Raw genomic sequence first — 25,059 nt, forward strand, 5'->3', positions numbered from 1 at the left:
TGATGGTGCGCACAGTGCGGTTGGACGCAGGGTCCGTGAGCCGGGAGCAGGTGGTCGCGGTCGCCCGGGGGGCGGCCCGGGTGGAGCTGGGCGAGACGGTCCTGAAGAACCTGGCCGCGACGCGAGAGCACATCGAGGCACTCGCCGACGCGACCGAGCCGACCTACGGCGTGTCCACCGGGTTCGGCGCGCTCGCCATCCGCCACATCCCGCCGGACCGGCGGACGGCGCTGCAGCGCTCACTGATCCGCTCGCATGCGGCGGGGGCGGGGCAGGCCGTGGAACCCGAGGTCGTGCGCGCGCTGATGTTGTTGCGCCTGCGCACGCTCGCGACGGGCTACACGGGAGTGCGCCCGGAGACCGCGGCCGCGCTGGTCGGGTTGCTCAACGCCGGCATCGTCCCGGTGGTGCACGAGTACGGGTCGCTCGGCTGCTCCGGTGACCTCGCGCCGCTGGCCGCGGTCGCGCTCGCGCTGATGGGGGAGGGCGAGGCCGACCACGACGGACGCCGCAAGCCTGCCGCGGAAGCCTTGCGGGACGCGGGTTTGCGGCCCGTGACGCTGGCGGAGAAGGAAGGTCTCGCGCTCACCAACGGGACCGACGGCATGCTGGGCATGCTGGTGCTCGCACTGGCGGACCTCGACCGGCTGCTCGACACCGCCGACCTCACCGGTGCGATGAGCGTGGAAGCCTTGCTGGGCACCGATCGCGCGTTCGCCGCGGACCTGCAGGCGCTCCGCCCGCATCCCGGCCAGGCCCGGTCCGCGCGCCGGATGTTCGCCGCTCTCCAGGGTTCCGGGATCGTCGCGAGCCACCGGGGGCCGGACTGCACCCGCGTGCAGGACGCGTATTCGCTGCGATGCGCCCCGCAGGTGCACGGCGCGGCGCGGGACACCGTCAGCCACGGCGAACTGGTCGCCGAACGGGAGCTCGCGTCCGCGATCGACAACCCGGTGGTGCTGGCGGACGGGCGCGTGGAGTCCAACGGCAACTTCCACGGCGCGCCGATCGCCTATGTGCTGGACTTCCTGGCCATCCCGGCGGCCGACGTCGCGAGCATGGCCGAGCGCCGGACCGACCGGCTGCTCGACATCACCCGCTCGCAGGGGCTGCCCGCGTTCCTGGCGGACGACCCGGGGGTCGACTCCGGGTACATGATCGCGCAGTACACGCAGGCGGCGGTGGTGAGCGAGCTGAAGCGGCTCGCGGTCCCGGCCTCGGTGGACTCGATTCCCAGCAGCGCCATGCAGGAGGACCACGTGTCCATGGGGTGGTCGGCCGCGCGGAAGCTGCGCCGTGCGGTCGACGGGCTGACCACCGTGCTCGCCGTCGAACTGCTGGCCGCCTCGCGGGCGCTGGACCTGCGGGCGCCGCTGCGTCCGGCGCCGGTGACGGCGGCGGTGCGGGACATCGTGCGTGAGCGGGTCGGCGGGCCGGGGCCGGACCGGCATCTGGCGCCGGAAATCGCTGCGGTGGAGGAGCTCGCGAGGTCAGGAGCCGTTCTCGAAGCACTGGAGGAAGCATGATCGTGCGAGCCGCCCGCGGGTCCGCGTTGACCGCGAAGAGCTGGCAGACCGAAGCCGCGCTGCGGATGTTCCACAACAACCTCGACCCCGAGGTCGCCGAGCGGCCCGAGGACCTCGTCGTCTACGGCGGCACCGGCAAGGCCGCCCGAAACTGGGCGAGCTTCGAGGGGATCACCCGCTGTCTGACCACTTTGGACGAGGACGAGACGCTGCTGGTGCAGTCGGGCAAACCGGTCGGGGTGTTCCGCACCCACGAGTGGGCGCCCCGGGTACTGCTCGCGAACTCGAACCTGGTGGGGGAGTGGGCGAACTGGCCGGAGTTCCGCAGGCTCGAACAGCTCGGGCTCACGATGTACGGGCAGATGACCGCCGGTTCGTGGATCTACATCGGCACGCAGGGGATCCTGCAGGGCACGTACGAGACCTTCGCGGCGGTGGCGGCGAAGCGGTTCGGCGGCTCGCTCAAGGGCACGCTCACGATCACCGCCGGACTCGGCGGGATGGGTGGCGCGCAGCCGCTCGCGGTCACGATGAACGGCGGTGCCGTGCTCGTCGTCGAGTGCGATCCGGAACGGGCCACGCGTCGCGTGGAGACGCGCTTTCTCGACGAAATAGCGTCCGATGTGGACGACGCCGTGCGGCGGGTGTCGAAGGCGAAGAGCGACGGTCGTGCGCTGTCGGTCGCCGTGATCGGCAATGCCGCAGAGGTCCTGCCCGAGCTGCTGCGCCGGGGTGCCGAGGCCGACATCGTCACCGACCAGACGTCGGCGCACGATCCGCTGGCGTACCTGCCGATCGGGGTGAGCGTCGAGGACTGGCACGACTACGCGGCGAAGAAGCCCGACGAGTTCACCGACCGGTCGCGGGACTCGATGGCCGAGCACGTCGGCGCGATGCTCGGTTTCCTCGACGCGGGTGCGGAGGTGTTCGACTACGGCAACTCGTTGCGTGGCGAGGCGAAGCTCGGCGGTTGCGAGCGTGCCTTCGACTTCCCCGGGTTCGTGCCCGCCTACATCCGCCCGTTGTTCTGCGAGGGCAAGGGCCCGTTCCGCTGGGCCGCGCTGTCCGGCGACCCCATGGACATCGCCGCGACCGACCGCGCCATCCTCGAGTTGTTCCCGGAGAACGAGTCCCTGGCGCGCTGGATCCGGCTCGCCGGGGAACGCGTTGCCTTCCAAGGGCTTCCGGCGCGCATCTGCTGGCTCGGTTACGGCGAGCGGCACCTGGCGGGCCTGCGGTTCAACGAGATGGTCGCCAGTGGCGAGCTGACGGCTCCGGTCGTCATCGGCCGGGACCACCTCGACTCGGGCAGCGTCGCCTCCCCGTACCGCGAGACCGAGGCGATGGCCGACGGCTCGGACGCGATCGCCGACTGGCCGCTGCTGAACGCGCTGCTCAACACCGCCTCCGGGGCGAGCTGGGTGTCGATCCACCACGGCGGCGGCGTCGGGATGGGCCGGTCGATCCACGCCGGGCAGGTCTGTGTGGCGGACGGGACCGAGCTGGCCGGCCGCAAGATCGAGCGGGTGCTGACGAACGACCCGGGCACCGGCGTGATGCGGCACGTCGACGCGGGGTACGAGCGCGCCGCGGAGGTGGCGCGGGAGCGCGGGGTGCGGGTGCCGATGGCGGAGCAGCGGTGAGCGCGCTCGGGTTGCTCGGTGAGATCGCCGACGTGGGGCGCGATCGTGTCCGGGGCGGTTACTCCCGGCACGCTTTCGACCCGGCGGAGGGCGAGCTGCGGACGTGGTTCACCGAGCAGGCGGAACGGCGAGGGCTCGACGTGGAGACCGACCGCAACGGCAACCTGTGGGCGTGGTGGGGGACACCGGGGCCGGACGCGCTGGTGACCGGCAGCCACCTCGACTCCGTGCCGGGCGGCGGCGCGTTCGACGGGCCGCTCGGGGTCGTCAGCGCGCTCGACGCCGTGGCGGCTCTGCGCGCGGAGGGGTTCCGGCCGCGCAAGCCGCTGGCGGTCCTGGTGTTCGCCGAGGAGGAGGGCGGCCGCTTCGGCGTGCCGTGCCTCGGTTCGCGGCTGCTCACCGGGTCGATCGACGCCGACAGGGCACGTGCGTTGCGGGACCCGGACGGCGTCACGCTCGCCGAGGCGGCGTCGCGGGCGGGGTTCGAGCCCGAGCGGTTCGGGCGGGACGACCTCGCGCTGTCGCGGATCGGCACGTTCCTCGAACTGCACGTCGAACAGGGCAAGGGGCTGATCGACCTGGGCTCGCCGCTCGCCGTCGGCAGCACGGTCATCGCGCACGGGCGGTGGCGGTTCTCGTTCTCGGGGCAGGGAAATCATGCCGGGGCGACGGTGATGGGCGACCGGCACGACCCGATGATCCCGGCAGCGGCGGTCGTCGCGGCCGCGCGCCGGGTGGCGTCGAAGGTCGAGGGTGCGCGGGCGACGGTCGGCAGGCTGGTGCCGCGGCCCGGCGGCACCAATGTGATCGCGTCCACTGTGGACGTTTGGCTGGACGCGCGGGTGACCGGCGAGGACCGGGTCCGCCCGCTGGTCGACGAGATCGCCGGCATCGCGGGCGAAGCCGCGGCCGAGGAGGGCTGCGCGGTGCAGCTCTCCGAGGAGTCCTACAGCGGCACGGTCGCGTTCGACGCCGGTCTGCGGGGGCGGTTGGGGGATCTGCTGGGCGGGGTGCCGGAGCTGCCCACCGGGGCCGGGCACGATGCCGCGATCCTGTCCGGGCACGTCCGCGCCGGCATGCTGTACGTGCGGAACCCGACCGGCATCAGCCACGCGCCGGAGGAGTTCGCCGAGGACGACGACGTGGAGCGGGGCGCGCGAGCACTTGCCGACGTACTGCGGAACTTGTCGACATGACGACCTATTGGTGTGCCTACGCGTGGCTGCCCGGCGGCGTGGCCCACGGGGTCCGCATCGACGTGGAGGCGGAGGTCCTGACGACCGTCACGCCGGGCTCGCCGCGCGCCGGGACCGTCCTCAATGGACTCGTGGTGCCCGGCTTCGCCAACGGTCACTCCCATGCGTTCCACCGGGCGCTGCGGGGCCGGACGCACCACGGGCACGGCACGTTCTGGACCTGGCGGGAGCGGATGTACGCGCTCGCCGAACGGCTCGACCCCGAGTCCTGCTACCGGCTGGCGCGCGGCGTGTTCGCCGAGATGACGCTGTCGGGCTATACGAGTGTGGGGGAGTTCCACTACCTGCACCACGCGCCGGGCGGGCGCCCGTACGCCGACCCGAACGCGATGGGGTACGCGCTGGCGCAGGCCGCCACGGACTCGGGCATTCGGCTGACACTGCTCGACACCTGTTATCTGACCGGCGGTTTCGGCCGTGAACTCGACGGACGGCAGCAGCGCTTCGCGGATGCCGACGCCGACGCCTGGGCGCGCCGTGTCGAGGCTTTCGCGCCGGACGGGCAGACCCGGGTCGGCGCCGCGGTGCACTCGGTTCGTGCCGTCCCCGCCGACCAGCTGCCCGTGGTCGCGGACCGGCCCGGTCCGCTGCACGTCCACCTGTCCGAGCAGCGCGGGGAGAACGAGGAGTGCCTCGCACACTACGGCCGGACCCCGACGGAAGTGCTGGCCGAGGCGGGTGTCCTCGGGCCGCGCAGCGTTGCCGTGCACGGGACGCACCTGAGCGACGACGACATCGGCACCCTCGCCGCGACCGGTACGCGGGTGTGCTTCTGCCCGACCACGGAACGGGACCTCGGCGACGGGATCGGGCCCGCACGAGCGCTGGCCGACGCGGGCGTCCCCCTGTGTCTCGGCAGCGACAGCCACGCCGTGGTCGACCCGTTCGAGGAAGCCAGGGCGCTGGAGCTGGACGACCGGCTCGCTTCGGAATCGCGTGGCCGGTTCGCCATGTCAGAGCTGCTGGCTACTGCGACCGACCACGACGCGATCGGCTGGGGTGAGCTGGTGCTGATGCCGGGCGCGTCGGCGGACCTGGTCGTGGTGGACCTCGGGTCGGTGCGGACGGCCGGATGCGAGCCGGACGCGGTGCTGCTCGCGGCGTCGGCGGCCGACGTGACGGACGTGCTGGTCGGCGGCAGGTGGGTGGTCCGCGACCGCGTCCACCAGCTGATCGACCGGCCGGAAACGGTGCTGGCGAAGGAGATCGAGGCGCTGTGGCGATCCTGATCGATGGTATCGGCGAGCTGACCACGAACTGTGCGACGGGCAGGCTCCGGGACGCGGCCCTCGTTCTCGACGGCGAGCAGATCGCGTGGGTGGGTCCGTCGAGGGCCGCACCGGCCGCGGACGAACGCGTCGACGTCGCGGGCAGGGCGGTGTTGCCCGGCTGGGTGGACAGCCACACGCACCTGGTCTTCGCCGGCGACCGGACGGCCGAGTTCGAGGCCCGGATGTCCGGAAAGCCTTACAGTGCCGGGGGAATCGCCGTCACGGTCGACGCGACGCGAGCGGCCACCGACGAGCAGCTGGCCGCGAACCTGCGCCGGCACGCGGAGGAGGCCCTGCGCCAGGGCACCACCTGCCTGGAGACGAAGACCGGATACGGGCTGTCCGTCGTGGACGAGGTCCGGTCCGCGCGTATCGCCGCCGAGGTGGCCGACGAGGTCACCTTCCTCGGCGCACACATCATCCCGCCGGATTCGCTGTCCTATGTAGACCTGGTGTGTGGCGAGATGCTCGACGCGGTGGCGGATTCCGTCCACTGGGCCGACGTGTTCTGCGAAGAAGGCGCTTTCGACGAGGCGCAGTCCGAGCGCGTGCTGTGTGCGGCGGCCGCGCGCGGGCTCGGCCTGCGCGTGCACGGCAACCAGCTCGGCCACGGGCCGGGCGTCCAGCTCGCGGTCCGCCACGGCGCGGCCAGCGTCGACCACTGCACGTACCTGACCGACGCCGACGTGGACGCACTCGCCTCGTCGGACACGGTCGCGACCCTCCTGCCGGCCTGCGACCTGTCCACCCGCCAGCCACTCGCGGCCGCGCGCCGCCTGCTCGACGCGGGCGCCGTGGTGGCACTGGCCAGCAACGCCAACCCCGGCAGCTCGTACACGACCTCGATGGCCTTCTGCGTCGCGACGGCCGTCCTGCAGATGCGGATGTCCGTCGAGGAGGCGGTGTGGGCCGCGACAGCCGGTGGCGCACGGGCGCTGCGGCGGGACGACGTCGGCGTCATCCGGCCGGGTGCCCGCGCCGACGTGCAGGTGCTCGAGGCGCCGTCCGTGACGCATCTCGCATATCGCCCCGGAGTACCGCTGACCTGGGCCGTTTGGCAGCGTGGCGTTCACCGGATGTTCAACTACAGACCGTCTGCCTGATTCACTCGCTGGGTATCGTCGAAGTACGTGGACCCCTCACTCATCGTCATCGTGGTGGTCGTCGCCGCACTGGCCTTCGACTTCACCAACGGATTCCACGACACCGCGAACGCCATGGCGACCTCCATCGCGACCGGGGCGCTCAAGCCCAAGGTCGCGGTCGCGATCTCCGCGGTGCTCAACCTCGCAGGCGCATTCCTGTCCATCGAGGTCGCCAAGACGATCTCCGGCGGCATCGTCGACGACACGAAGGTGACTCCCGTGATCGTGTTCGCCGGGCTCGTCGGCGCGATCATCTGGAACCTGCTCACCTGGCTGTTCGGCCTGCCGTCGAGCTCCTCGCACGCACTGTTCGGCGGCCTGATCGGCGCGACCTGGATCGCGTCGGGCGCCGACGCGGTGCACTTCGGCTCGGTCGTCTCGAAGATCCTCATCCCGGCCGTCGCGTCGCCGCTGGTGGCGGGGCTGGTGGCCGCGGTCGGCACGTTCCTGGTGTACAAGATCACCGCGTCCGTGCGACAGGACGTGGTGGGCAAGACGTTCAAGACCGCGCAAGCGCTTTCGGCTTCGCTGGTCTCGCTCGCGCACGGCACCAACGACGCGCAGAAGACCATGGGCGTGATCACGCTGACGCTGATCTCGTCCGGCTCGCTCGCGGCCGGGTCCGCGCCGCCGCTGTGGGTCATCCTCACCGCGGGCACGGCGATCGCCGCCGGCACCTACCTGGGCGGCTGGCGGATCATCCAGACGATGGGCAAGAAGATCACCGAGATCCAGACCCCGCAGGGCTTCGCGGCGGAGACCAGTGCCGCGGTGACGATCCTGGCGTCCTCGCACCTCGGGTTCGCGCTGTCCACCACGCACGTGTGCTCCGGCGGGATCATCGGTTCCGGCGTCGGGCGCAAGCTGGCCGAGGTGCGCTGGGGCGTCGCGGGCCGGATGGCGCTGGCCTGGCTGTGCACGCTGCCGGCGGCCGCCGTCGTCGGCGCGATCGCGGCGGAGGTCTCCAGCAGCGGCAGCATCGGCACGGTGCTGGTGGGCGTCGCCGGGGTGATCGTCGCGCTGGTCATCTACCTGTGGTCGCGGCGAAACCCGGTGACCGCGGCCAACGTCAACCAGAGCTCGCCGGCCGAGCCGGTCGCGGCATCGGCCTGAGGAGTGTCATGACGATCGACTGGGCTGCCCTGGGCAGCGTCTTCCTGATCGCCCTCGTCGCGGTCGGGGTCATCACGAGCGTGTTCGCCGTCGGCGTCCGCGGCCTCGCCGCCCGCACGACGGCGCGGGACACGGGCGCGAGCGGCAGCGGCGGGCTGACGGCGGCGATCATCTGCTTCGCGGTCTGCGCGGCCATTGTCGGCTACGGGATCTACCTGATCGCAGCCTGATACACCTCAGGTCGTCAGGTCGTCAGGTCGTCAGGTCGTCCGCGATCGCGTCCAGGCGGTGCTGCGGCAGCAGATCCGTGACGTAGTGCACGCGCGCCGGGTCGTCGAGCATGCGGGCGACCTGGGGGAGTGCCTTGTCGGGGATGACCTCCAGGCTCGACACGATCGTGCTCTCCGGCAGCGTGTCGACGAACCGCGCGATGGTGATCCAGTCCCGCCTGCGGGCCAGCTCGCGGGCGACCGCGACCACCACGGGCGCGGGGATGCCGGCGATGATGCCGGCCGCGCGACGCGGGTCCAGCTCGGCCGCCACGTCCGCGAGGAAGCCCGGCGAAAGCCGTTTCGCGATGTCCACCCCGCGGGCGACGTCGACCAGGCCCGCGATCCGCGCCGACAGCAGTGGCCCGAACACCCGCTCCGCCATCTTGGCCAGCAGCGGGCTCGGCAGCAGCTTGCTCGCGCCGGCCATCCGCTCCAGCACGCCGAGGTGCGCATCGAACAGCGTGCTGGTCACCCGGTCACGCAGCAATCGCAGGTCCGCGGCCGGGACGTCCCGCAGGTAGCCCAGCCGCTCCGGGGAGACGCCCAGCACCCTGGCGAGCTTCAGGATCTCCGCGTCCGAGTCCATCTACAGCCCCACGGCCTTGCGGATCGCCGGGCGCAGCAGCGCCGGGACGTACCGCAACGCCTCGTCGCCCGCCTTCGCCAGCGCCTTGGCCTGCCGCCGGCTCGCCTGGTGCAACGCGTCCGCGAGATCCTGCTGGTGCTCGGCCGGAAGCGCCGCGACGCCCTCGGGCAGACCGCCGAGCTCGGCGGCGAGAGTGCGGTCGTTCATCGCCCGATCATCTCACCTGATTACGGTTTCCCGCATGACAGTTGAGATCGAGACCTCCTACCCCGGCGTCGGCGGCCTGACCGCCTACCTCGCCCGTCCCGCGGGCGGTTCCACCCGCGGCATGCTCCTGCTGCCGATGATCACCGGCATCGGCGAGCAGGTCCGGAACTGGGCCGACGAGCTGGCAGGCCGCGGCGTCACCGCGTTGACCTGGGACCCCTGGCACGGCGTGAGCAGCGACGACACCAGCTACGACGCCCTGCACGCGCGCATGGTCCAGCTCGACGACGAGGTGGTGCTCGGCGAGCAGCGCGCGCTGCTGGACCACCTGCTCGGCGAGCTCGGCTGTGCGAAGGCCGGTGTCATGGGCTGGTGCCTCGGCGGCCGGTTCGCGCTGATCCTCGGCGGGCAGGACAGCCGGCTGGCCAACGTCATCGCCTACCACCCGACCGTCCCCGCGACGCCGCCGCCGAACCACACCGTCGACGCCGTCGCGCACACCGCGCAGATCCAGGCACCGGTGCTGATGCTCTACCCGGGCGCGGACGACCTGGTGCCCGCCGAGAGCTTCAACCGGCTGCAGACCGCGCTCCAGTCGCGCCCCAGCGGCCCGAGCATGGTCCACGTCTACCCGCACGCCGAGCACGGGTTCAGCAGCAGCCAGCGGCACGGCAACCCGGTCAACGCCGAGGCGTTCGCGCTGTCCTGGCCGCAGGCGCTCTCGCTCATCGACGTGACGACCGGGTAGTCCGGGCTGCCGGGAAACGTTCGTCCGGCTGTCGATTCCAGCCGTCGGCATTCGACGTACTGGTCATGGACTATCGCCTCGAACTGATCCCGCTCCCGGTCACCGACGTCGACCGCGCCAAAGCCTTCTACGCCGACCGACTCGGTTTCGGGGTCGACCTCGACTTCAGCCCGAACGAGGCGTTCCGCGTCGTACAGCTGACGCCGCCGGGATCGGCCTGCTCGATCGTCATCGGCGTCGGCGTCGTCGGCACTCCGCCGGGTTCGGTCCAGGGCCTGCACCTCGTCGTCGACGACATCCGTGCCGCCCGGGCCGAGCTGGCCGGGCGTGGGGTCGAGGTCGCCGAGGTGGCGGACATGAGCGCACCGGGCAAGTCGACCGTCTCCTACGCGGCGTTCACCGACCCCGACGGCAACGGCTGGACCCTGCAGCAGCTGCCCCGGCTATGAGCGCTTGGTCCGGCGGGTCGCCGTCGCGGTGAGCGGGTCCTCGGGCCAGGGATGCTTGGGGTACCGCCCGCGGAGTTCCGCGCGCACGGACACATACCCGTTGTGCCAGAAGGACTCCAGGTCACTCGTCACCGCGGCGGGACGTCCGGCGGGCGACAGCAGGTGCAGTACCACCGGCACGCCCGACACCCGTGGGGTGGCCGGCCAGCCGAACGTCTCCTGCAGCTTCACCGCGAGCACCGGTTCGCCCGTCGAGTAGTCGACCCGGATCCGCGAGCCCGACGGCACCTCGATCCGGTCGGGCGCGAGCGCGTCGAGCCGGGCGGCCTCGGGCCAGGGGAGCAGGCCGCGCAGCGCGTGCACGGTGTCGATGCGCGCCAGGTCGGCGTGGCGGCGGGCCGTGCCCAGCCAGTCGGCGGCGTTCGCCAGCAACGCTTCGTCGGTCATGCTGGGCCACGGCTCGCCGTGCACGCGATGCAGGAACGCCAGGCGCTGCCGCAGGTTGCGGGCCTCGGCCGACCACGTCAGCAGGTCGAGGCCCTCCTTGTGCAACCCGGTCAGGAGCGCTTGCCGGACCAGTTCCGGGTCGGGGTTCCGCAGCGGGCGTTCGGACAGCACGATCGCGCCCAGCCGACGGACGGATCTCGCCACCACGTCGCCGGCCCAGCCCACTTCGTCCACTTCGGACACCAGGTTCGGCGCCGCACGGAGGGCGAGTTCGGCGTCCGCGCGGGCGGCCAGCCTGATGATGCCGTGGGCGCGGCCGGGATCCCGGGTCGCTTCCGCGACCGCCAGCCATTCCCCGTCGCCGAGCCCGCTGCCCGCCGGCAGCTCGGCGGCGGTGCCGCTCGCCATCAGGTAGACCGGCGAGCCCTTTTCCCGCCGCCGCGCCAGCCGTTCCGGATGCGCCAGCGCCACGACCAGCGCCGGATCGGGCGCCTCGGGTGCGCCGGGCACCAGCCGGGCGAGGCGGCGCACCTCCGTGCGCCAGCGTTCGTCACGGGTGTCGCGCAGCCTGCGCAACTCGGCCTCGACGTCGGTGAGCGTGCCGCCCGCGTCCAGCATCGCCACGACCTCCGCGGCCGGGCGGGGCCCGACCTGTGCGGCGCCGTCCAGCAGGGCGCGCGCGAGCCGCGGGTGCAGCCCGAGGTCGGCCATCTTGCGGCCACGTGCGGTGATCTTGCCGTTCTCGAGGGCGCCGAGCGTCCGCAACAGTTCCTGCCCGGCGTCGAGCGGGCCGTCCGGCGGCGGATCCCACCAGGACAGCCCGGCGCCGTCCGGGGTCGCCCAGCAGGCGAGCTCGAGCGCGAGCCGGGTCAGGTCCGCGGTCCGGATCTCGGGCTCGGGGTAGGCGGGCAGGCTGACCTGCTCGTACTGCGCCCAGCACCGGTAGGCCCGGCCCGGCGCCTCACGCCCCGCGCGTCCGGCGCGCTGTTCGGCGACGGCGGCGGAGACGCGGACCGTCGCCAGTCCGGGCAGGCCGCGGCGGTGGTCGACCCGCGGCACCCGGGCCAGGCCCGAGTCGACCACGGCCCGCACGCCGGGCACGGTCAGGCTCGATTCGGCGACGGCGGTGGCCAGCACGACGCGCCGCCGGGGCCCCGGCTTCAGCGCGGCGTCCTGCCGGGCGGCGGTCACCCTGCCGTGCAGCGGAAGGACATCGGCGTCCAGCTCCGACAGCAAGGACGACGTTCTCGCGATCTCCCCGGCGCCCGGCAGGAAGGCGAGCACGTCACCGTCCACTTCGGACAGGGCAGTGCGGATCGCGCGGGCCACCGAGACCTCCACGCGCTCGTTCCGGGCAGGGGGCAGGTAGCCGAGCTCGACGGGATACGTGCGTACGTGTGCGGTGATCACGGGCGCGTCGCCGAGCAGCGCCGCGAGCCTGCCGGAGGCGACGGTCGCGGAGGTGGCCAGCAGCTTCAGGTCCTCGCGCAGTCCGCCGCGCACATCGAGCAGCAACGCCAGCAGGAGGTCGGCGTCGAGATGGCGTTCGTGGCACTCGTCCAGCAGCACCGTCCCGACCCCGGGCAGCTCGGGGTCGTGCTGCACCCGCCGCACGAGCAGACCGGACGTCACCACCTCGATCCTCGTGCGCCGGGAGACCTTCCGATCGCCCCGGACCGCGTAACCGACGGTGTCGCCGACCTGCTCGCCGAGCAGGGCTGCCATCCGGCTCGCCGCCGCGCGAGCCGCGAGCCGCCGTGGCTCGGCGACCACGATCCGGCCATCGGTGTGCTCGGCGAGCGCGAGCGGGACGACAGTCGTCTTCCCGGTGCCCGGCGGCGCGACGAGCACCGCGCTGCCGTGGGCGTCCAGCGCCGCGGTCAGCTCGCCCAGCACGTCGCGGACTGGCAGGTCGGGCAGCGTCGTCATCGCTCGGTCACGGCGGGTGGGGCGGGCAGCGGGTAGCCGGACGGCCCGAGGTTGACGCGCAGCGAGTCCAGCCACTTCCCGCTGCTGACCATCTGCTGGATGGCGTCGTCGAGCGCGTGCAGGCCTTCGGCGTCGCCCTTGCGCAGGCCGATTCCGTAGCGCTCGGTGGAGAACGGCTTGCCGACCACCTTGAGCAGCTCGGGGTTCTGCGTGACGTAACCGGCGAGGATGACGCCGTCGGTGGTCACCGCGTCGACCTGCCCGGCGAGCAGTGCCGTCACGCAGTCCGGGTAGCGCGGGTACTCCACCAGCTGCACGGCCTGCGCGAAGCGGGTCTTGACCTCCTGTGCGGGCGTGGAGCCCGTGACCGAGCAGAGGCGGCGGCCGTTGAGCGTCTCCGGGCCGGTGATCGCGTTGTCCGACCGGCGTACGAGCAGGTCCTGCCCGGTCTCGAAGTACGGCCCGGCGAAGGAGATGACCTGCTTGCGCTTGTCGGTGATGGAGTAGGCGGCGATCACCAGGTCCACGGTGCCCGAGGTGAGGTCGGTCTCCCTGGTCGCCGAGGTGGTCTCCCGCCAGATGATGCCGGGCGGCTTGACGCCCAGCTGCCCGGCGACGTATTCGGCGACGTCCACGTCGAACCCCACGAAGCGCCCGTCGAGCGTGTGCTCGGCGAGCCCTGGCTGGTCGAAGCGGATGCCGATGGTGAGATGCCCGCTGTCGGCCTTGCCGAGGAGGGTGCCGGGGTCGTGGGAGGAACACGCCGTGAGCCCGCAGAGCAGGAGAAGCACGGCCATCACTCGAACGAGCGGCACGAGCTCCTCCTTTCGGCCCGAGCGGCGTGACCTCACAGGTTTCTCAGGACGCGCCGATAGCCTAAGCGTGTGTTCCGACCTTCCCAACCCGTGCTCGACGTCGTCGGGACGGTGGTGCGGCTCGGCCTGGCCGCGGTCTGGCTCACCTCGGGATCGATCAAGCTCGCGGATCCCGGGCAGACCTACCTCGCGGTGAAGGCCTACCAGCTGCTGCCCGACGCCGTGGTGCACCCGGTGGCGACCGCGCTGCCGCTGCTCGAGCTGGCGCTGGGTGTGCTGCTGCTGTTCGGCCTGCTGACCAGGGTCGCGGCCGTCGTGTCGGCCGTCGTGCTGGTGCTGTTCATCGCCGGCGTCGCCCAGTCGTGGGCGCGCGGCCTCACGATCGACTGCGGCTGCTTCGGCGGCGGTGGCCAGGTCGCCGCGGGGCAGACCCAGTACCCGCAGGAGATCGCCCGCGACGTGGGCTTCATGGTGCTCGCCGGGTGGCTGATCGTGCGTTCGCGGACGCGCCTGGCCGTGGACGGGTGGCTCCGTTCGGAACAGCAGGTCTCGGACCTCCCCGTGTAAGAAGCAGAAAGGACCTGAACAAGTGGGTGGAGCGGAGCGGTCCGCACGTAACCGCCGGCAACAGCAGCAGCGGTCCGGCGCCCGCGCGGTGGCGCAGGCGCGCGGATCGTCGGGCGGCAACCGGCGGACGATCGTCGTGGTCGTCGCCGTGGTGGTGCTGGCCGCGCTGGTGATCGGCGGGGTCATCTGGACGAACCGGTCGAAGAACCAGACCCAGGGCGAAGCGATCCCGCCGGTGACGACGAACGCGTCGCTGGACACGCAGAACGTGCGCCAGGGCGCCGTGGTGGTCACCGGTAAGGCCGACGCCAAGGCGAAGATCGATATCTACGAGGACTTCCTCTGCCCGTACTGCGGCCAGCTGGAGAAGACCTACGGTAACCAGGTCGACCAGCAGATCGAGGCGGGGAAACTGCAGGTCAGCTACCACATGATCCCGCTGCTGAACAGCCGGTCGGACCCGCCGGGCTACTCGCTGGCCGCGGAGAACGCCGCGCTGTGCGCCGCGGACCAGAGGAAGTTCACCTCGTTCCACGACAGCCTGTTCGCGAAGCAGCCCGAGGAGGGTCAGCGCGGGTACGACAACGCGCAGCTGATCAAGCTGGGGCAGGACCTGGGCATCACCGCCCCGGCCTTCGCGACGTGCGTCAACGCGGGTACCTACAACCAGCCCCTGAACGACGCACTGGCGAAGATCTCGGCCGACCCGACCTTCCAGGGCACGCCGACGATCCTGCAGAACGGCGCCCAGGTCGACTGGACCCAGCCCGACTGGGTGACCAAGCTGGTGGGCCAGTCCTGACCCCGCGCGGGGGGTCCTTTCCCGGCCCCCCCGCGTACGGGCCGGTGGCGAGGTCATGTAACGTATGCGCAGACACGACGCGGGGTTGACTCCGCTCGCGGGGCTATGGCGCAGCTGGTAGCGCACCTCACTGGCAGTGAGGGGGTCAGGGGTTCGAGTCCCCTTAGCTCCACTTCGTGATCAACCCCCTTCGATCAGGCTGTTTCGGCTGGTCGGAGGGGCTTTCTTGTGGCTTCGGTTGATCTTGGCTGATCGTTTGTAATCGGGTCAGGCTGTCCCTGGTGGGGTGTTTCTGGGGAGTGCCACTCCAGGTCGTTGATAAGGGATCGACCTGTTTTTCGTTGCCCCGCTGGACGTGGCGGGTGTTGTCCCTCTTTCCAACGGTGAGAGGGGCGGCGGGAATTGGCCGTTGACGCGTGGTTAGCGACGGGGGAATAGGTCGCCGGGTTTTCATTGCTGGCTTTCTCTGTTGGGGTCGTTTGGGGTAACGGCTGCGGGTGGCTTTGTGCCAGCGGCGTTGGAGGTCGGCGAGCAGTCGGGTTTCGACCTCGGGGGCGACGTGGGAGTAGGTTTCGACGACCCGGTTGGGCAGGTGATGGCCCAGGCGGCGGGCTTGCGCGATCTCGGGGGCTCCGCCGGCGATGAGCCAGGTTGTGTGGCTGTGTCGCAGCCCGTGGAAGGTCAGTCCCGGACACACCGGGTAGATCCGGGCGCCCGGTTTGCGGGTGCCGTCGATGGCGGGGCGAAGGATGCGACGGTGGAAGGACGAGCGCCACAGCCAGGTGCCGCACGGGTTGGTGAACACGAACTCGTAGGGGTGCGTCTGGAGGTGCTGGCGCAGCAGTCGGACCAGGAATGGCGGCAGGGTGATGGTGCGGGCCGAGGAGGGTGTCTTCGGCGGGCCGAGCCAGCGGCGTCCGCCGCACTCGTGGAGCGAGCCGTGGTCGGGGTCAACGGTGAGATGGCCGGTGTCGAGGTGGAGGTTGTCGCGGTGGAGGGCGGCTAGTTCGCCCCGGCGGCAGCCGGTCCACGCGGCGGTGATGATCAGAAGCCGGGCGGTGGTGCCGCCGAGGGCGGAGGCTTGGTTGGCGATGCGCAGCACCTGCTCGGGCGTGGGCCAGACACGTTCGCGGGCGAGGGTGCGGCAGCGTCGGCCGCGGTGACCGCGTTGTCGGACGGGGTTGGTGGGGATGAGGTGTTGGTCGACCGCGTCGGTGAGGATCATCGACAGGAGTTTGACCCAGCTGGCGATGGTGGCTGCGGCGTAGCCAGCGTCCGCAACCTGTTTGGTCCAGGTGTCGATGTCGAGCGCGGTGATCTCGCCCAAAGACGCGTCGCCGAAGTGGGGCAGAATCTGGCAGCGCAGGTAGCTGCGGTAGTTGTCGATGGTGCGCGGGTCGAGGTCCTGGGCGGGCAGCCAGCGGGCGGCCCAGTCGGTGAGTGTGGTGCGGCTGTCGGCGGGGTCGATCCAGACCTGGCGCCTTTGGTCGGTTTCCATGTCCCGGGCGTAGGTTTCGGCGACCTTGCGGTCAGGGAAGCCCGGTATGGCGCCGGTGGTGCCGGTGTGGCGGCGGTAGCGGACCCGCCAGGAGTGTTGTCCGGATTGCTCGACCCAGGCCATGATGACCTCCCGATGCGCGACTGCTGGTCAGTTCCGTGATGCGTCCGGCCGTGACGGATGTCAAGTCGCAGCGCGCCGCGAAACGTGGGAAGGGGGCTGGAGCGCCTGTCTCCCAGGTTTCAGATGGCGGGACGAAGCATGTGACAAAGTGACGGCGGCTGGGTGGACGCGGCGGCTGTGGCCTGGCGGCAGGGCGCAGTGACCCGCAGTTAACGGTTGACACGCGAGCGATGATCTCGAGGTCGGCACATCTTCTATGGCCCGACCGTGTGCTTTCCAGCAATCCAGTGACGGCGGTGGGCACGCTAGCGGGCCGAGCGGTGAGGTGCTGGACCCAACCCGGCCCCGGCTTGCGGCGCCGCGCGCCACCGGTCGATCGCACCACGCACGCCGGTGATCTCTTGGCCGTGGGTCGCCCGAATCGACAGCGCTGCGTCGAGCAGGGCCGCCTCGATCTTGCCCGGTTACTCGCGGGGCACTCCGCCCAGCGATTCGGGCTGAGGAGTTGGCTCCGGATGGACGTGGTCACGGTAGCGAGATCGGGGTCACCATCGGGAGCCTGGTGTCTTTGCACACGGGGTTCAGCATGGTGCGACCGCTCCTTGTGTACCGACCGCACACCATCCCGGGTGCTGCCGAAGCCATTGCTGCTGGCTTGATTTCACGTCGCTGGGGGTCAGCCCGCGTGCGGCGTTCACGCAACCACCGGTCTGGCACTTGATGTTCGTGCCTGGTTCGTAGCACTGGTTCTCGTCGCGTAGGCAGGCATCCCTGCTGTGCGATGGTGCCGCGGCCTTGGTGGTACTCGCCGTACTTCGGGTCATCGCCGGCTTGGTGGTTGAGGACGGGGACGGGGCAGTGGTCGCGGGCTGCGGCGTCGATGTCGGTGCTGATTCTGGTGTGGATGTGGGAGCGCTGGTTGATGTGGGCGCAGCTGGACTCGTCGGCATGGGAGTACCTGCTTGCGACGTGTCACACCCGACCAGAAGGGCGAGCAGTACCGCGATCGGAGCCAAGAGGGTCAGACGCAGCACAAGCAGGTAGTCGCAGGCCAGTGGCTACCCGTTACCGGAGGCGGACACGGGCGGCTCCGGTTCGGCGGGGTCGCAGTGACGAGGACCGCAGGGACAACAGGCTGGGTGTAACGCACAGCCGTGGTTTGAAGATCTCCCAACGGCCAGCTGCCTCACCACCGGAGAAGACCTTCAATGCACGACCCCGACCTACCCGCCACGCCGCCGCGCCCAAGAAAACCAATTTGGAAGCGGTGGTGGTTTTGGCTGCCCGTCGGGTTCGTGGTTTTGATCGTCGTCGCCGGAATCGTGGGCCCCGCCTCTCCTGCCACGAACCAGGTCGCTGTCTCGGACCCGGCCGGCGCTCAGTCACCGCAACCGGCTCGCTCACCAGGCACATCGGAACTGCCAACGTCCTCGGTGTCATCGGCTCACACGAGCGCGCCACCACCGGTCGTGCCGGCGGCGGCGCTTCGCGGGCTGTGGGAGCAGCCAAACTGGTGGGATCAAAACCGCAAAGCAACGTCGACGTCTCTGTGCACCGAGGAGGGGGAGACGCCCGTCGGAACTGAGCGCGCATGGTCGTTGGCGTCCGGTGCTGTCGCCTGCGTTGACGACACGCCCGTCACGGCTGGGGTGGGGCCGTGATCAACGTCGACATCTACTTCCCCATGAAGGTGAACGAACAGCAAGCGCTGGCGATAGCGATGTCGATCCTCCCGGTCGACGCGGCGCCTGTCGCGACGTTCAACGGCGTCAACCCGGACTACTCGACCAAGTCCAGCGGGTCATGCCGCCAATCGACCTACACCTCGGCGGCGCTCGGTGGGGCGGTCCGGCAAGCCAACCCGACCTGGACTGCGGATCCGGCCAAGGCCAACATCATCCTGTACTCGGGGCACGCGACGTCCGAGGACGGCGCAGACAAGCCCTACTCGCCAACGAGTGTGAATCTCGCGTCGGTCGGAATCGGGCCAGAAAACCGCGGCACGGACGGGATTGTGCACTGCTGATCCGCACCAACGCGCGCCGGGGTTTCAGGTAGAGCGGCCCCAGCCGTGCCGCCCTACCCGCCCAGGGTATTTGGCCGCGGTCCGTTCGGAGAAATGCCAGCGCATCAGCTTCATTCGGAACCGATGGATGGGGGTGTGCGCGGCGAGGATGGCCTTGCTGACGTCACCTGGCTCGAACATACCGACCGCCGTCGACGGCGCCAAACCCGGCTCGGTGGCCTGGCCCCATCGAGTTTGCGACAATCAACCATACCGGACCAGCGGCGTGAGCTGCCCACCCGCGATCCAACCAAACTCGGTGCTGTTCCTTGTCACTATCGTGCGTGAACGCAGGCCTTGTCACGCCAATGGTTGGGGACACACCTGTCGTGAGGTCGGACGCTGCCTCCGTCTGCCATCCGCTGGTGTGGGTCCAGGGCGCGGACCACGGCCGTGTAGATCACGTCTACCGCGGTGTCGGGCGACGGGTTCGGAAGGTCGGGTACGCGGGCGCGCGCCAAGGCGGATGCGTCGTCGATGAGGACTGCGGTGGGAGCTTTCTGCGCCCTCTACGGTTCGACTTCGGGACCACGGACCGCTTCCGTGCGTAGGAGTCGGCCACCTCTGGCCCAGACCCGGGGGCACGATTCGCTAACGATCGACGCCTGTTGTCCTGGTCGGGCGGCATCTCATTTCGCGTGAACTTCGCCGCGTAGGCGCGTTGACCTGGGCATTGTCCGAGTCTGGCGGGTGCGACGTGTTAGCTCGTGTCACCGGAATGGGTGATCTTCGCAATGTGAAACATTTTGGCCGCCGTACCGATACCCACCAGCGCTGGGGTTGTTGAGGTCGGAGGCACATCGATGGGTCGTCGCCGGGGGTTCTTCGCCGAGATGCAGTATCAGGCGGCGAAGGCGCAGAAGGAAAGAGCGAGGCAACTCGCGGCCGCTGAACGCGAGCGGCTGCGTCTCGAAAGGGAGATGCATCGCGCTGAGGCCGCGGCCGCTATGGCACGCGAGCGCACAGCGCGTGCTAACGCGCAGCTGTCGGCACAGGCGGAACGCGAAGCCAAGCGCCTCCACGTTGAAGCCCAACAAGCGAAGGTCGAGTCGCTGAACGCGAACCTGCAAGAACAGTTCGCGGCTATCGATGGCGTGCTTGAGTTGACGCTAGCCGTCGATGACTACGTGGATCTGGAAAAGCTTCGCCGCGTGGCGCAGCACCCGGAGTTCCAGTCGCCGCACCAGGTCGTGCCGCCGCCACCTGCACCGATCGTGGCTCCGCCGGAGCCGTACTACCAGCCACCGGCTCCACCCACCGGAATCTCGGCGGTCTTCGCCAAGAAGAAGCACGCCGCGGCGACCGCTGCCGCTCAGGCCCAGTTCGCGCAAGCGCATACGTCCTGGCAGGCGGTGGTAGCGCAGATTCCGCAGCGGCAACTGGCCGCCACGCAGCAATACCAAGCTGCGGAGAACGAGCGGTTGCGGAGGTTGGCCGATGACCGGAGGCGTTACGACGCCGAGTGCGACGAACGTCAGCAGGTCGTCGACGCGGAGAACGAACGTCTCGACGATCTCATCAACCGGTTCGCGGCCTCCGAACCCGATGCGGTCGACGAGTACGTCGGTATCGTGTTCGGCAACTCGATCTACCCTGACGTGATCGCCGCCAACAGTGATGTCGACTTCTCCTACGATGCTGATCTGCGTGAACTGTCCATCACGCTTGTCTTCCCTCCGCCTGACGCGATCCCGACGACCAAGTCCTTCCGCTACGTGCGAGCGAGTGACGAGATCGCGGAAACCAAGCTGACACAGAAGGACATCACGACCAGGTACGTCAATTTGGTTCACAACATAACTCTGCGGACTGTTCACGAGGTCTGGGAGTCTGACCGTGCGGGAAAGATCGGCAGCATCTCACTGGTCGGCGGTGTCAACCACGTCGATCCCGCTGTCGGCAAGGACGTGTTCGTCCGTCTCATGGCGTTGGCAGTGAGCCGTGAGGACTTTGTGGAGATCGACTTGTCTCGCATTACTCCTTCCGAAACGCTGAAGCACATTCGTGCCGTCGTGTCGAAGGCACCGCATCGCCTGACCCCGATCGGCGACATGAAAGGAGTACGTAAATGAACTCCGACGCCGATGAGAGGATCCGGTGAGCGGGTTCCGCTTCGTTCCGCCCCCGGGCTGGCCGCAGCCGGCGCCTGGGTGGGCGCCCCCGGCCGGGTGGCAACCGCCACCATCTTGGCCGCCAGCGCCTCCGAGCTGGCAGTTCTGGGTCGCGGACGCGCCAACGGGCGACGGGAGGCAGGACACCGCCGAGGGGCCTGTCGACGTTCCCGCGGCCGAGCCCGACATCGACGACACATCGCGAGAGGGCGACCGGCAAGAGGTATCCACCGCTTCGGCTCAACAGGAACTGCGGCGCATCCAACTGCAGATCGATGAGGCGCGGCAGGAGCTCGTCGAACTCAATGATGCGATCCTGCTCCAACAGGTCGGCATCTACGAGTACCACCACCCGCTGGAGAGCGCGGAGCAGTACAAGGAGGCGCTAGCCGAGGTTCGCCAGGCGATCAAGGACTTCGTCAAGCGCAACGCCGCGATCCTCGCGGCCGAACGGTTCGCCTACAACAACTCGCTGGCACAGGGCCGAAAGATGACGGCTGATTTGTCAAAACTGATGCTGCGAGCCTACAACGCGGAGGCCGACAACTGCGTCCGGTCGGTTCGTGCGGGCACGGTTGCCTCGGCGAAGCAGCGACTCGACCGATCGGTCGAGTCGATCGCGAGACTCGGCAAGATGATGGAGATGCGCGTAGCTCCTGACTACCACCTCCTTCGCCTTCGTGAGATCGAGCTGACAGGTGACTACCAGATCAAGGTGCAAGAGGAACGAGAAGCTGTCAGGGCCGAGCGTGAACGGTTACGCGAGGAGCGCCGGGCCGAGGCCGAGCTGCAGGCCGAACGCGAGCGGCTGGACAAGGAACGCACTCACTACAACAACGTGTTGGCGAAGCTCGATCAACAGGACAAGCAAGAGCAGGCCGATGAGCTTCGTCGGCGCCTGGCCGCTATCGATGATGCGATAATGAAGAACGACTACCGCATCGCCAACATCCGAGCGGGCTACGTGTACGTCATCAGTAACATCGGTGCCTTCGGCGAGAACGTCGTGAAAATCGGAATGACTCGGCGCCTCGAACCTCGGGACCGGATCGTGGAGCTCGGTGACGCCTCAGTTCCGTTCCCCTTTGACACTCACCTGCTCCACTTTTCGGAAGATGCCGTCGCGCTTGAGAACGAGCTGCACAAGACGTTCGCCGATCGTCGTCTCAACCGGGTCAACCTTCGCCGAGAGTTCTTCTTCATCACGCCGCAGGAAATTCGTGCGGCCTTGGCGGAGAAGCTCGGCAACCTACTCGAGTTCACCGACACCCCGGAGGCATCACAGTACTTCCAGAGCCGATCAGCGTGGCCCGACCACAACTAGAGGTGAGGCGGTTGACGTCGACCGCCAGAGCAGTCAGGCCCGGCAACGATCGTGCCCGATCCATCCACCACAACCTGCCCGGTTGTCGACCGATGCTCAGCCGGAAAGGACGCTGTCCGCGGCCACCACAGTGGTATCGACCGCCCCTTTGGTCACCCCGGTCGAGTCCGGACGACCAACACCCGCGCCCACGCCAGGTCCGTCCGCCGGCCCTGTCAACTGGGCAAGCAGTTCAAAGCCTTGAGGACGCGATGTGGGGCAGCGCACCAAGCACTTAACGGAACGACAGAGGGAGCAGGTTCACGCATGACGACGGTTGGCGATCACATCCAGAGCACGGATGCAACGATCTGTCAGAACATCGCATCGCTGACTGACCAGCGCGAGCTGCTGTCCCAGAACGTCCTTGCTCAGCTCCGGAACCTCGTTGAGGGTGTCGCCGTGCGTCTTCAGCTCGGTTCCGCCGACGCTGACTACAATTATCCGGCGATCGGGCTCGGGCTTGCCTTCATCAAGGGCAGGGGCCAGTACGGATTCTTGAGCCGATTCCATAAACTTCTCGAAGCGAGCGCCTCTCACTACACCATGGATGGGGACGCCTCCGAGCGCCTGATGCTCAAGTACTACGAGTACCTCCTCCGTATCCGGACATTACTCAAGGACAAATGCGGAATCGAGGTGCTCGGCAATCTGGAGTCGTTCCCGGTCGACCTCGACCCGTCGCTGCGCGAGTACCACGATAAGATCGCCGCCCGGATCGAGGCGTTGCGATCGACAGGGTCGAGTAGTGGCGCGCGGGATCGCTACTATATCCACAAGACGCGCCCGTTCTTCGTTGGTGGGCGCATCTACTACGAGGTCACCTTCTATCGGGCCATCAACAAGGTCAGCAAGTTCGACCGTATCATCGCCTTCACCGACATCGACATGACCGACAAATACTCGGCCATGCTGACGCTCCAGCGTGACTCGATCGACGTCCTCAACCAGACGATGCCGATTATGATCATCCGCGATTGGGCGGTCTCGATCCGCCCGTGCGAGTTCGACAACTTCGCGCGCCTCCTAGGCATCACGACGAAAGTCCGTACTAGTTCTGCGGAGTATGGCTACCTAATGCGGGGGCTGACCGTGGGATCAGGAAGCCTACTCGACCTCATCGACATGGCCGACGACCAGTACGAAGCGACCAAGGCCGCGGGCACGGCTGGTATCGCCACGCCGCAGATCTTCCCAGTGCTGGACGATGCGCGCCGTATTGTGCGGTTGGCTGCGCCAGGTCATAACGTCATCCGATACCTCATGCTGAGGATGCACAATCGGACGTTGAAGCCGCAGTACAACTGGGACGAGTGCAGCCGTCTGTCTGACCTGAACCTTCTCTATGGCTGCATACCGTTCGACCAAATGCCCTTCTGCACCTCACTACCCGGACACAACCCGCGCTACTGGGATCTCGTCGAGAGCCTCGATGCGACTGACCGGGATCACGAGCTGCTCGCGCGGCGAGTGCGGAACAACGTCGACCGCCATGGAACCCTCTACACGCCCGTAGCCGATCTTGAGACGTTCGGAGACGTCGCTAAGCTGATCGCCAACTACAACAGGACGCTCTACTACAAGCAGGCAGAGCGTCAGCTGGTGCAGGACAAGGACCACGTCTTCATCCGAGGGTATGAGGACGACACCGTCGCCATCCTCGAGAAGCTCCAGGAGTACGCGGCGTCCGGGATCGACGGCTACACCCCGGCCGTCGAGCGTTGGATCGACGAGGCCCCTCATGCCATCGATGACGACGCCAAGAAGAACGCGCTGAAGCTCCTATTCAACCAGTCGAAGGTTGCCGTGATCTACGGCGCGGCCGGCACGGGCAAGTCCACGATGGTCGACCACATTGCCAACTACTTCAACGACAAGACGAAGCTGTTCCTGGCTCATACCAACCCGGCGATCGACAATCTCAAGCGCAAGGTCACCGCCCAGGACTCGACCTTCCGGACGATCAGCAGCCAGATTTACCGGACCGCGTCGGATCCGGAGTACGACCTCCTGGTCATCGATGAGTGCAGCACCGTCAGCAACGCCGACCTGATCAAGGTGCTGGAGAAGACGTCCTTCGAGCTGCTCGTGCTGGTCGGCGACGTCTATCAGATCGAGTCGATCCAGTTCGGCAACTGGTTCAGCACCATCCGCTCGTTCATCCCGGACACGTCGGTCTTCGAGCTGACGACCCCGTTCCGGACCAATAGCGCGCCGCTCCTCGGCTTCTGGGGCAAGGTACGGAACACCGAGGACGACATCGCCGAGGTCATCGCCCGCAACGGTTACTCCACCGTGCTCGACAGCTCCCTGTTCGAGTCTCAGCGCGATGACGAGATCATCCTGTGCCTCAACTACGACGGTCTCTACGGAATCAACAACGTCAACCGCTTCCTGCAGAGCAGCAACCCAAACCCGGCGATCAGTTGGCGTGCCTCCGCCTACAAGGTCGGCGACCCGGTGTTGTTTAACGAGACCGAGCGGTTCCGGCCGGTGACCTACAACAACCTCAAAGGTCGGATCGTCGACATCGCCCAACGGCCAGGCCAGATCCAGTTCGACGTCGAGCTGGATCGTCCACTCACCGAATTCGATGTCGTCGGTGAAGAGTTGGAGTGGGTGGAGGGTTCGACCGTACGCTTCTCCGTCTACGACTACGACACGAGCGATGAGGACGACGACTCGCTCAACACATCTGTGCCCTTCCAGGTGGCCTATGCCGTCTCGATCCACAAGGCACAGGGCCTCGAGTATGACTCCGTCAAGATCGTTATCACCGACGCCAACGAGGATGACATCACACACAGCATTTTGTACACGGCCGTGACCCGCGCACGTGACCGTTTGCGGATCTTCTGGACGCCAGAGACACAGCAGGCTGTTCTCAAGAGTCTCCACAGGAGCACCAACCCGAAAGATGTCGCCGTTCTTACCAGTCGTCGCGATCTCACTCCGGTTGCCGGGTCTCGGCGCAGCCCCTGACCCGCTGCAAAAGGTCAGGGGCTGCGCCAGCGTCGAACGCGATCAGGCGCGAGACCGATCCCACGTCTCCGCGTTCGTGGCACAAGCCGTGTGGCGGGGGGTTCGAGCGTGGGAACATCAAATTCCCATCGAAGTCGCAAC

At 68.7% G+C, this 25,059-nt stretch carries 20 protein-coding genes and 1 tRNA gene; 16 read left to right on the plus strand and 5 right to left on the minus strand.

The annotated features are described in order from the left end of the window. The first annotated feature begins 2 nt into the window (after positions 1-2). The 7 genes from hutH to LWP59_RS05460 are packed head-to-tail and all read left to right on the plus strand — an operon-like array spanning position 3 to position 8,184. A complete protein-coding gene (gene hutH, locus LWP59_RS05430; RefSeq protein ID WP_144636390.1) occupies positions 3-1,526 on the plus strand; it encodes a histidine ammonia-lyase in 1,524 nt (507 codons plus the stop codon). Next, on the plus strand, positions 1,523-3,169 hold the full coding sequence (gene hutU / locus LWP59_RS05435; RefSeq protein ID WP_144636386.1) for a urocanate hydratase: 1,647 nt from the start codon (positions 1,523-1,525) through the stop codon (positions 3,167-3,169). The genes hutH and hutU overlap by 4 nt, the downstream gene beginning before the upstream one ends. After that, positions 3,166-4,365, plus strand: coding sequence for an allantoate amidohydrolase (locus LWP59_RS05440; protein WP_144636383.1), 1,200 nt, complete (start codon positions 3,166-3,168; stop codon positions 4,363-4,365). Before hutU ends, LWP59_RS05440 begins: the two co-directional genes overlap by 4 nt. Then, positions 4,362-5,654 carry a formimidoylglutamate deiminase gene (locus LWP59_RS05445; RefSeq protein ID WP_144636380.1) on the plus strand — a complete coding sequence of 431 codons (1,293 nt, stop codon included), beginning with the start codon at positions 4,362-4,364 and terminating at the stop codon, positions 5,652-5,654. The genes LWP59_RS05440 and LWP59_RS05445 overlap by 4 nt, the downstream gene beginning before the upstream one ends. Next, positions 5,642-6,799: an imidazolonepropionase gene (gene hutI, locus LWP59_RS05450; protein WP_144636377.1), complete on the plus strand. Its 1,158-nt coding sequence runs from the start codon at positions 5,642-5,644 to the stop codon at positions 6,797-6,799. The genes LWP59_RS05445 and hutI overlap by 13 nt, the downstream gene beginning before the upstream one ends. A gap of 27 nt (positions 6,800-6,826) precedes the next feature. After that, positions 6,827-7,954, plus strand: coding sequence for an inorganic phosphate transporter (locus LWP59_RS05455; protein ID WP_144636375.1), 1,128 nt, complete (start codon positions 6,827-6,829; stop codon positions 7,952-7,954). An 8-nt stretch (positions 7,955-7,962) separates the two neighbouring features. Further along, positions 7,963-8,184 (plus strand): hypothetical protein, encoded by a 222-nt coding sequence (locus tag LWP59_RS05460; RefSeq protein WP_144636372.1) that lies wholly within the window; start codon positions 7,963-7,965, stop codon positions 8,182-8,184. Between the two features lie 22 nt (positions 8,185-8,206). Here the strand turns inward: LWP59_RS05460 and LWP59_RS05465 are convergent, their stop codons facing one another. Further along, positions 8,207-8,812, minus strand: a complete 606-nt coding sequence (locus tag LWP59_RS05465) for a hypothetical protein (protein WP_144636369.1) — start codon at positions 8,810-8,812, stop codon at positions 8,207-8,209. After that, positions 8,813-9,019 carry a hypothetical protein gene (locus LWP59_RS05470; RefSeq protein ID WP_144636365.1) on the minus strand — a complete coding sequence of 69 codons (207 nt, stop codon included), beginning with the start codon at positions 9,017-9,019 and terminating at the stop codon, positions 8,813-8,815. A gap of 34 nt (positions 9,020-9,053) precedes the next feature. On the opposite strand from LWP59_RS05470, the gene LWP59_RS05475 reads away from it, so the two are divergent. Further along, on the plus strand, positions 9,054-9,767 hold the full coding sequence (locus LWP59_RS05475) for a dienelactone hydrolase family protein (RefSeq protein ID WP_144636363.1): 714 nt from the start codon (positions 9,054-9,056) through the stop codon (positions 9,765-9,767). A 65-nt stretch (positions 9,768-9,832) separates the two neighbouring features. Then, complete coding sequence (locus LWP59_RS05480; RefSeq protein WP_144636360.1) at positions 9,833-10,216, plus strand: VOC family protein; 384 nt, start codon at positions 9,833-9,835, stop codon at positions 10,214-10,216. On the opposite strand, the gene hrpB is transcribed toward LWP59_RS05480, so the two are convergent. Together hrpB and LWP59_RS05490 are read right to left on the minus strand one after the other, a co-directional pair. Next, positions 10,211-12,592 (minus strand): ATP-dependent helicase HrpB, encoded by a 2,382-nt coding sequence (hrpB, locus tag LWP59_RS05485; protein WP_144636359.1) that lies wholly within the window; start codon positions 12,590-12,592, stop codon positions 10,211-10,213. The two genes, LWP59_RS05480 and hrpB, sit on opposite strands and share 6 nt — an antisense overlap. Next, positions 12,589-13,389, minus strand: a complete 801-nt coding sequence (locus LWP59_RS05490) for a glutamate ABC transporter substrate-binding protein (RefSeq protein WP_144636414.1) — start codon at positions 13,387-13,389, stop codon at positions 12,589-12,591. The genes hrpB and LWP59_RS05490 overlap by 4 nt, the downstream gene beginning before the upstream one ends. An 87-nt stretch (positions 13,390-13,476) precedes the next feature. On the opposite strand from LWP59_RS05490, the gene LWP59_RS05495 reads away from it, so the two are divergent. The 3 genes from LWP59_RS05495 to LWP59_RS05505 all read left to right on the plus strand — a co-directional run bounded on the left by LWP59_RS05495 (position 13,477) and on the right by LWP59_RS05505 (position 14,948). Further along, positions 13,477-13,974 carry a MauE/DoxX family redox-associated membrane protein gene (locus tag LWP59_RS05495; protein ID WP_144636357.1) on the plus strand — a complete coding sequence of 166 codons (498 nt, stop codon included), beginning with the start codon at positions 13,477-13,479 and terminating at the stop codon, positions 13,972-13,974. A gap of 22 nt (positions 13,975-13,996) precedes the next feature. Continuing rightward, a complete protein-coding gene (locus tag LWP59_RS05500) occupies positions 13,997-14,776 on the plus strand; it encodes a DsbA family protein (protein ID WP_144636355.1) in 780 nt (259 codons plus the stop codon). A gap of 99 nt (positions 14,777-14,875) precedes the next feature. Next, positions 14,876-14,948, plus strand: a tRNA-Ala gene (locus LWP59_RS05505). Here LWP59_RS05505 and LWP59_RS05510 read toward each other — a convergent pair. After that, positions 14,940-16,397, minus strand: a complete 1,458-nt coding sequence (locus LWP59_RS05510) for a tyrosine-type recombinase/integrase (protein ID WP_144636353.1) — start codon at positions 16,395-16,397, stop codon at positions 14,940-14,942. The two genes, LWP59_RS05505 and LWP59_RS05510, sit on opposite strands and share 9 nt — an antisense overlap. A 1,657-nt stretch (positions 16,398-18,054) precedes the next feature. On the opposite strand from LWP59_RS05510, the gene LWP59_RS05515 reads away from it, so the two are divergent. The 4 genes from LWP59_RS05515 to LWP59_RS05530 all read left to right on the plus strand — a co-directional run bounded on the left by LWP59_RS05515 (position 18,055) and on the right by LWP59_RS05530 (position 24,918). Further along, on the plus strand, positions 18,055-18,423 hold the full coding sequence (locus tag LWP59_RS05515) for a hypothetical protein (RefSeq protein ID WP_144636350.1): 369 nt from the start codon (positions 18,055-18,057) through the stop codon (positions 18,421-18,423). An 842-nt stretch (positions 18,424-19,265) separates the two neighbouring features. Then, positions 19,266-20,534 carry a hypothetical protein gene (locus LWP59_RS05520; protein WP_144636348.1) on the plus strand — a complete coding sequence of 423 codons (1,269 nt, stop codon included), beginning with the start codon at positions 19,266-19,268 and terminating at the stop codon, positions 20,532-20,534. 25 nt (positions 20,535-20,559) lie between these two features. Next, the gene (locus LWP59_RS05525; RefSeq protein ID WP_144636346.1) at positions 20,560-21,897 is read left to right on the plus strand and encodes a DUF4041 domain-containing protein; all 1,338 of its coding nucleotides are present in this window, start codon (positions 20,560-20,562) and stop codon (positions 21,895-21,897) included. Between the two features lie 306 nt (positions 21,898-22,203). Beyond that, positions 22,204-24,918: an ATP-dependent DNA helicase gene (locus LWP59_RS05530; RefSeq protein ID WP_144636344.1), complete on the plus strand. Its 2,715-nt coding sequence runs from the start codon at positions 22,204-22,206 to the stop codon at positions 24,916-24,918. Positions 24,919-25,059 lie beyond the last annotated feature (141 nt).

The organism is Amycolatopsis acidiphila, assembly GCF_021391495.1.
GTDB lineage: Bacteria > Actinomycetota > Actinomycetes > Mycobacteriales > Pseudonocardiaceae > Amycolatopsis_E > Amycolatopsis_E acidiphila.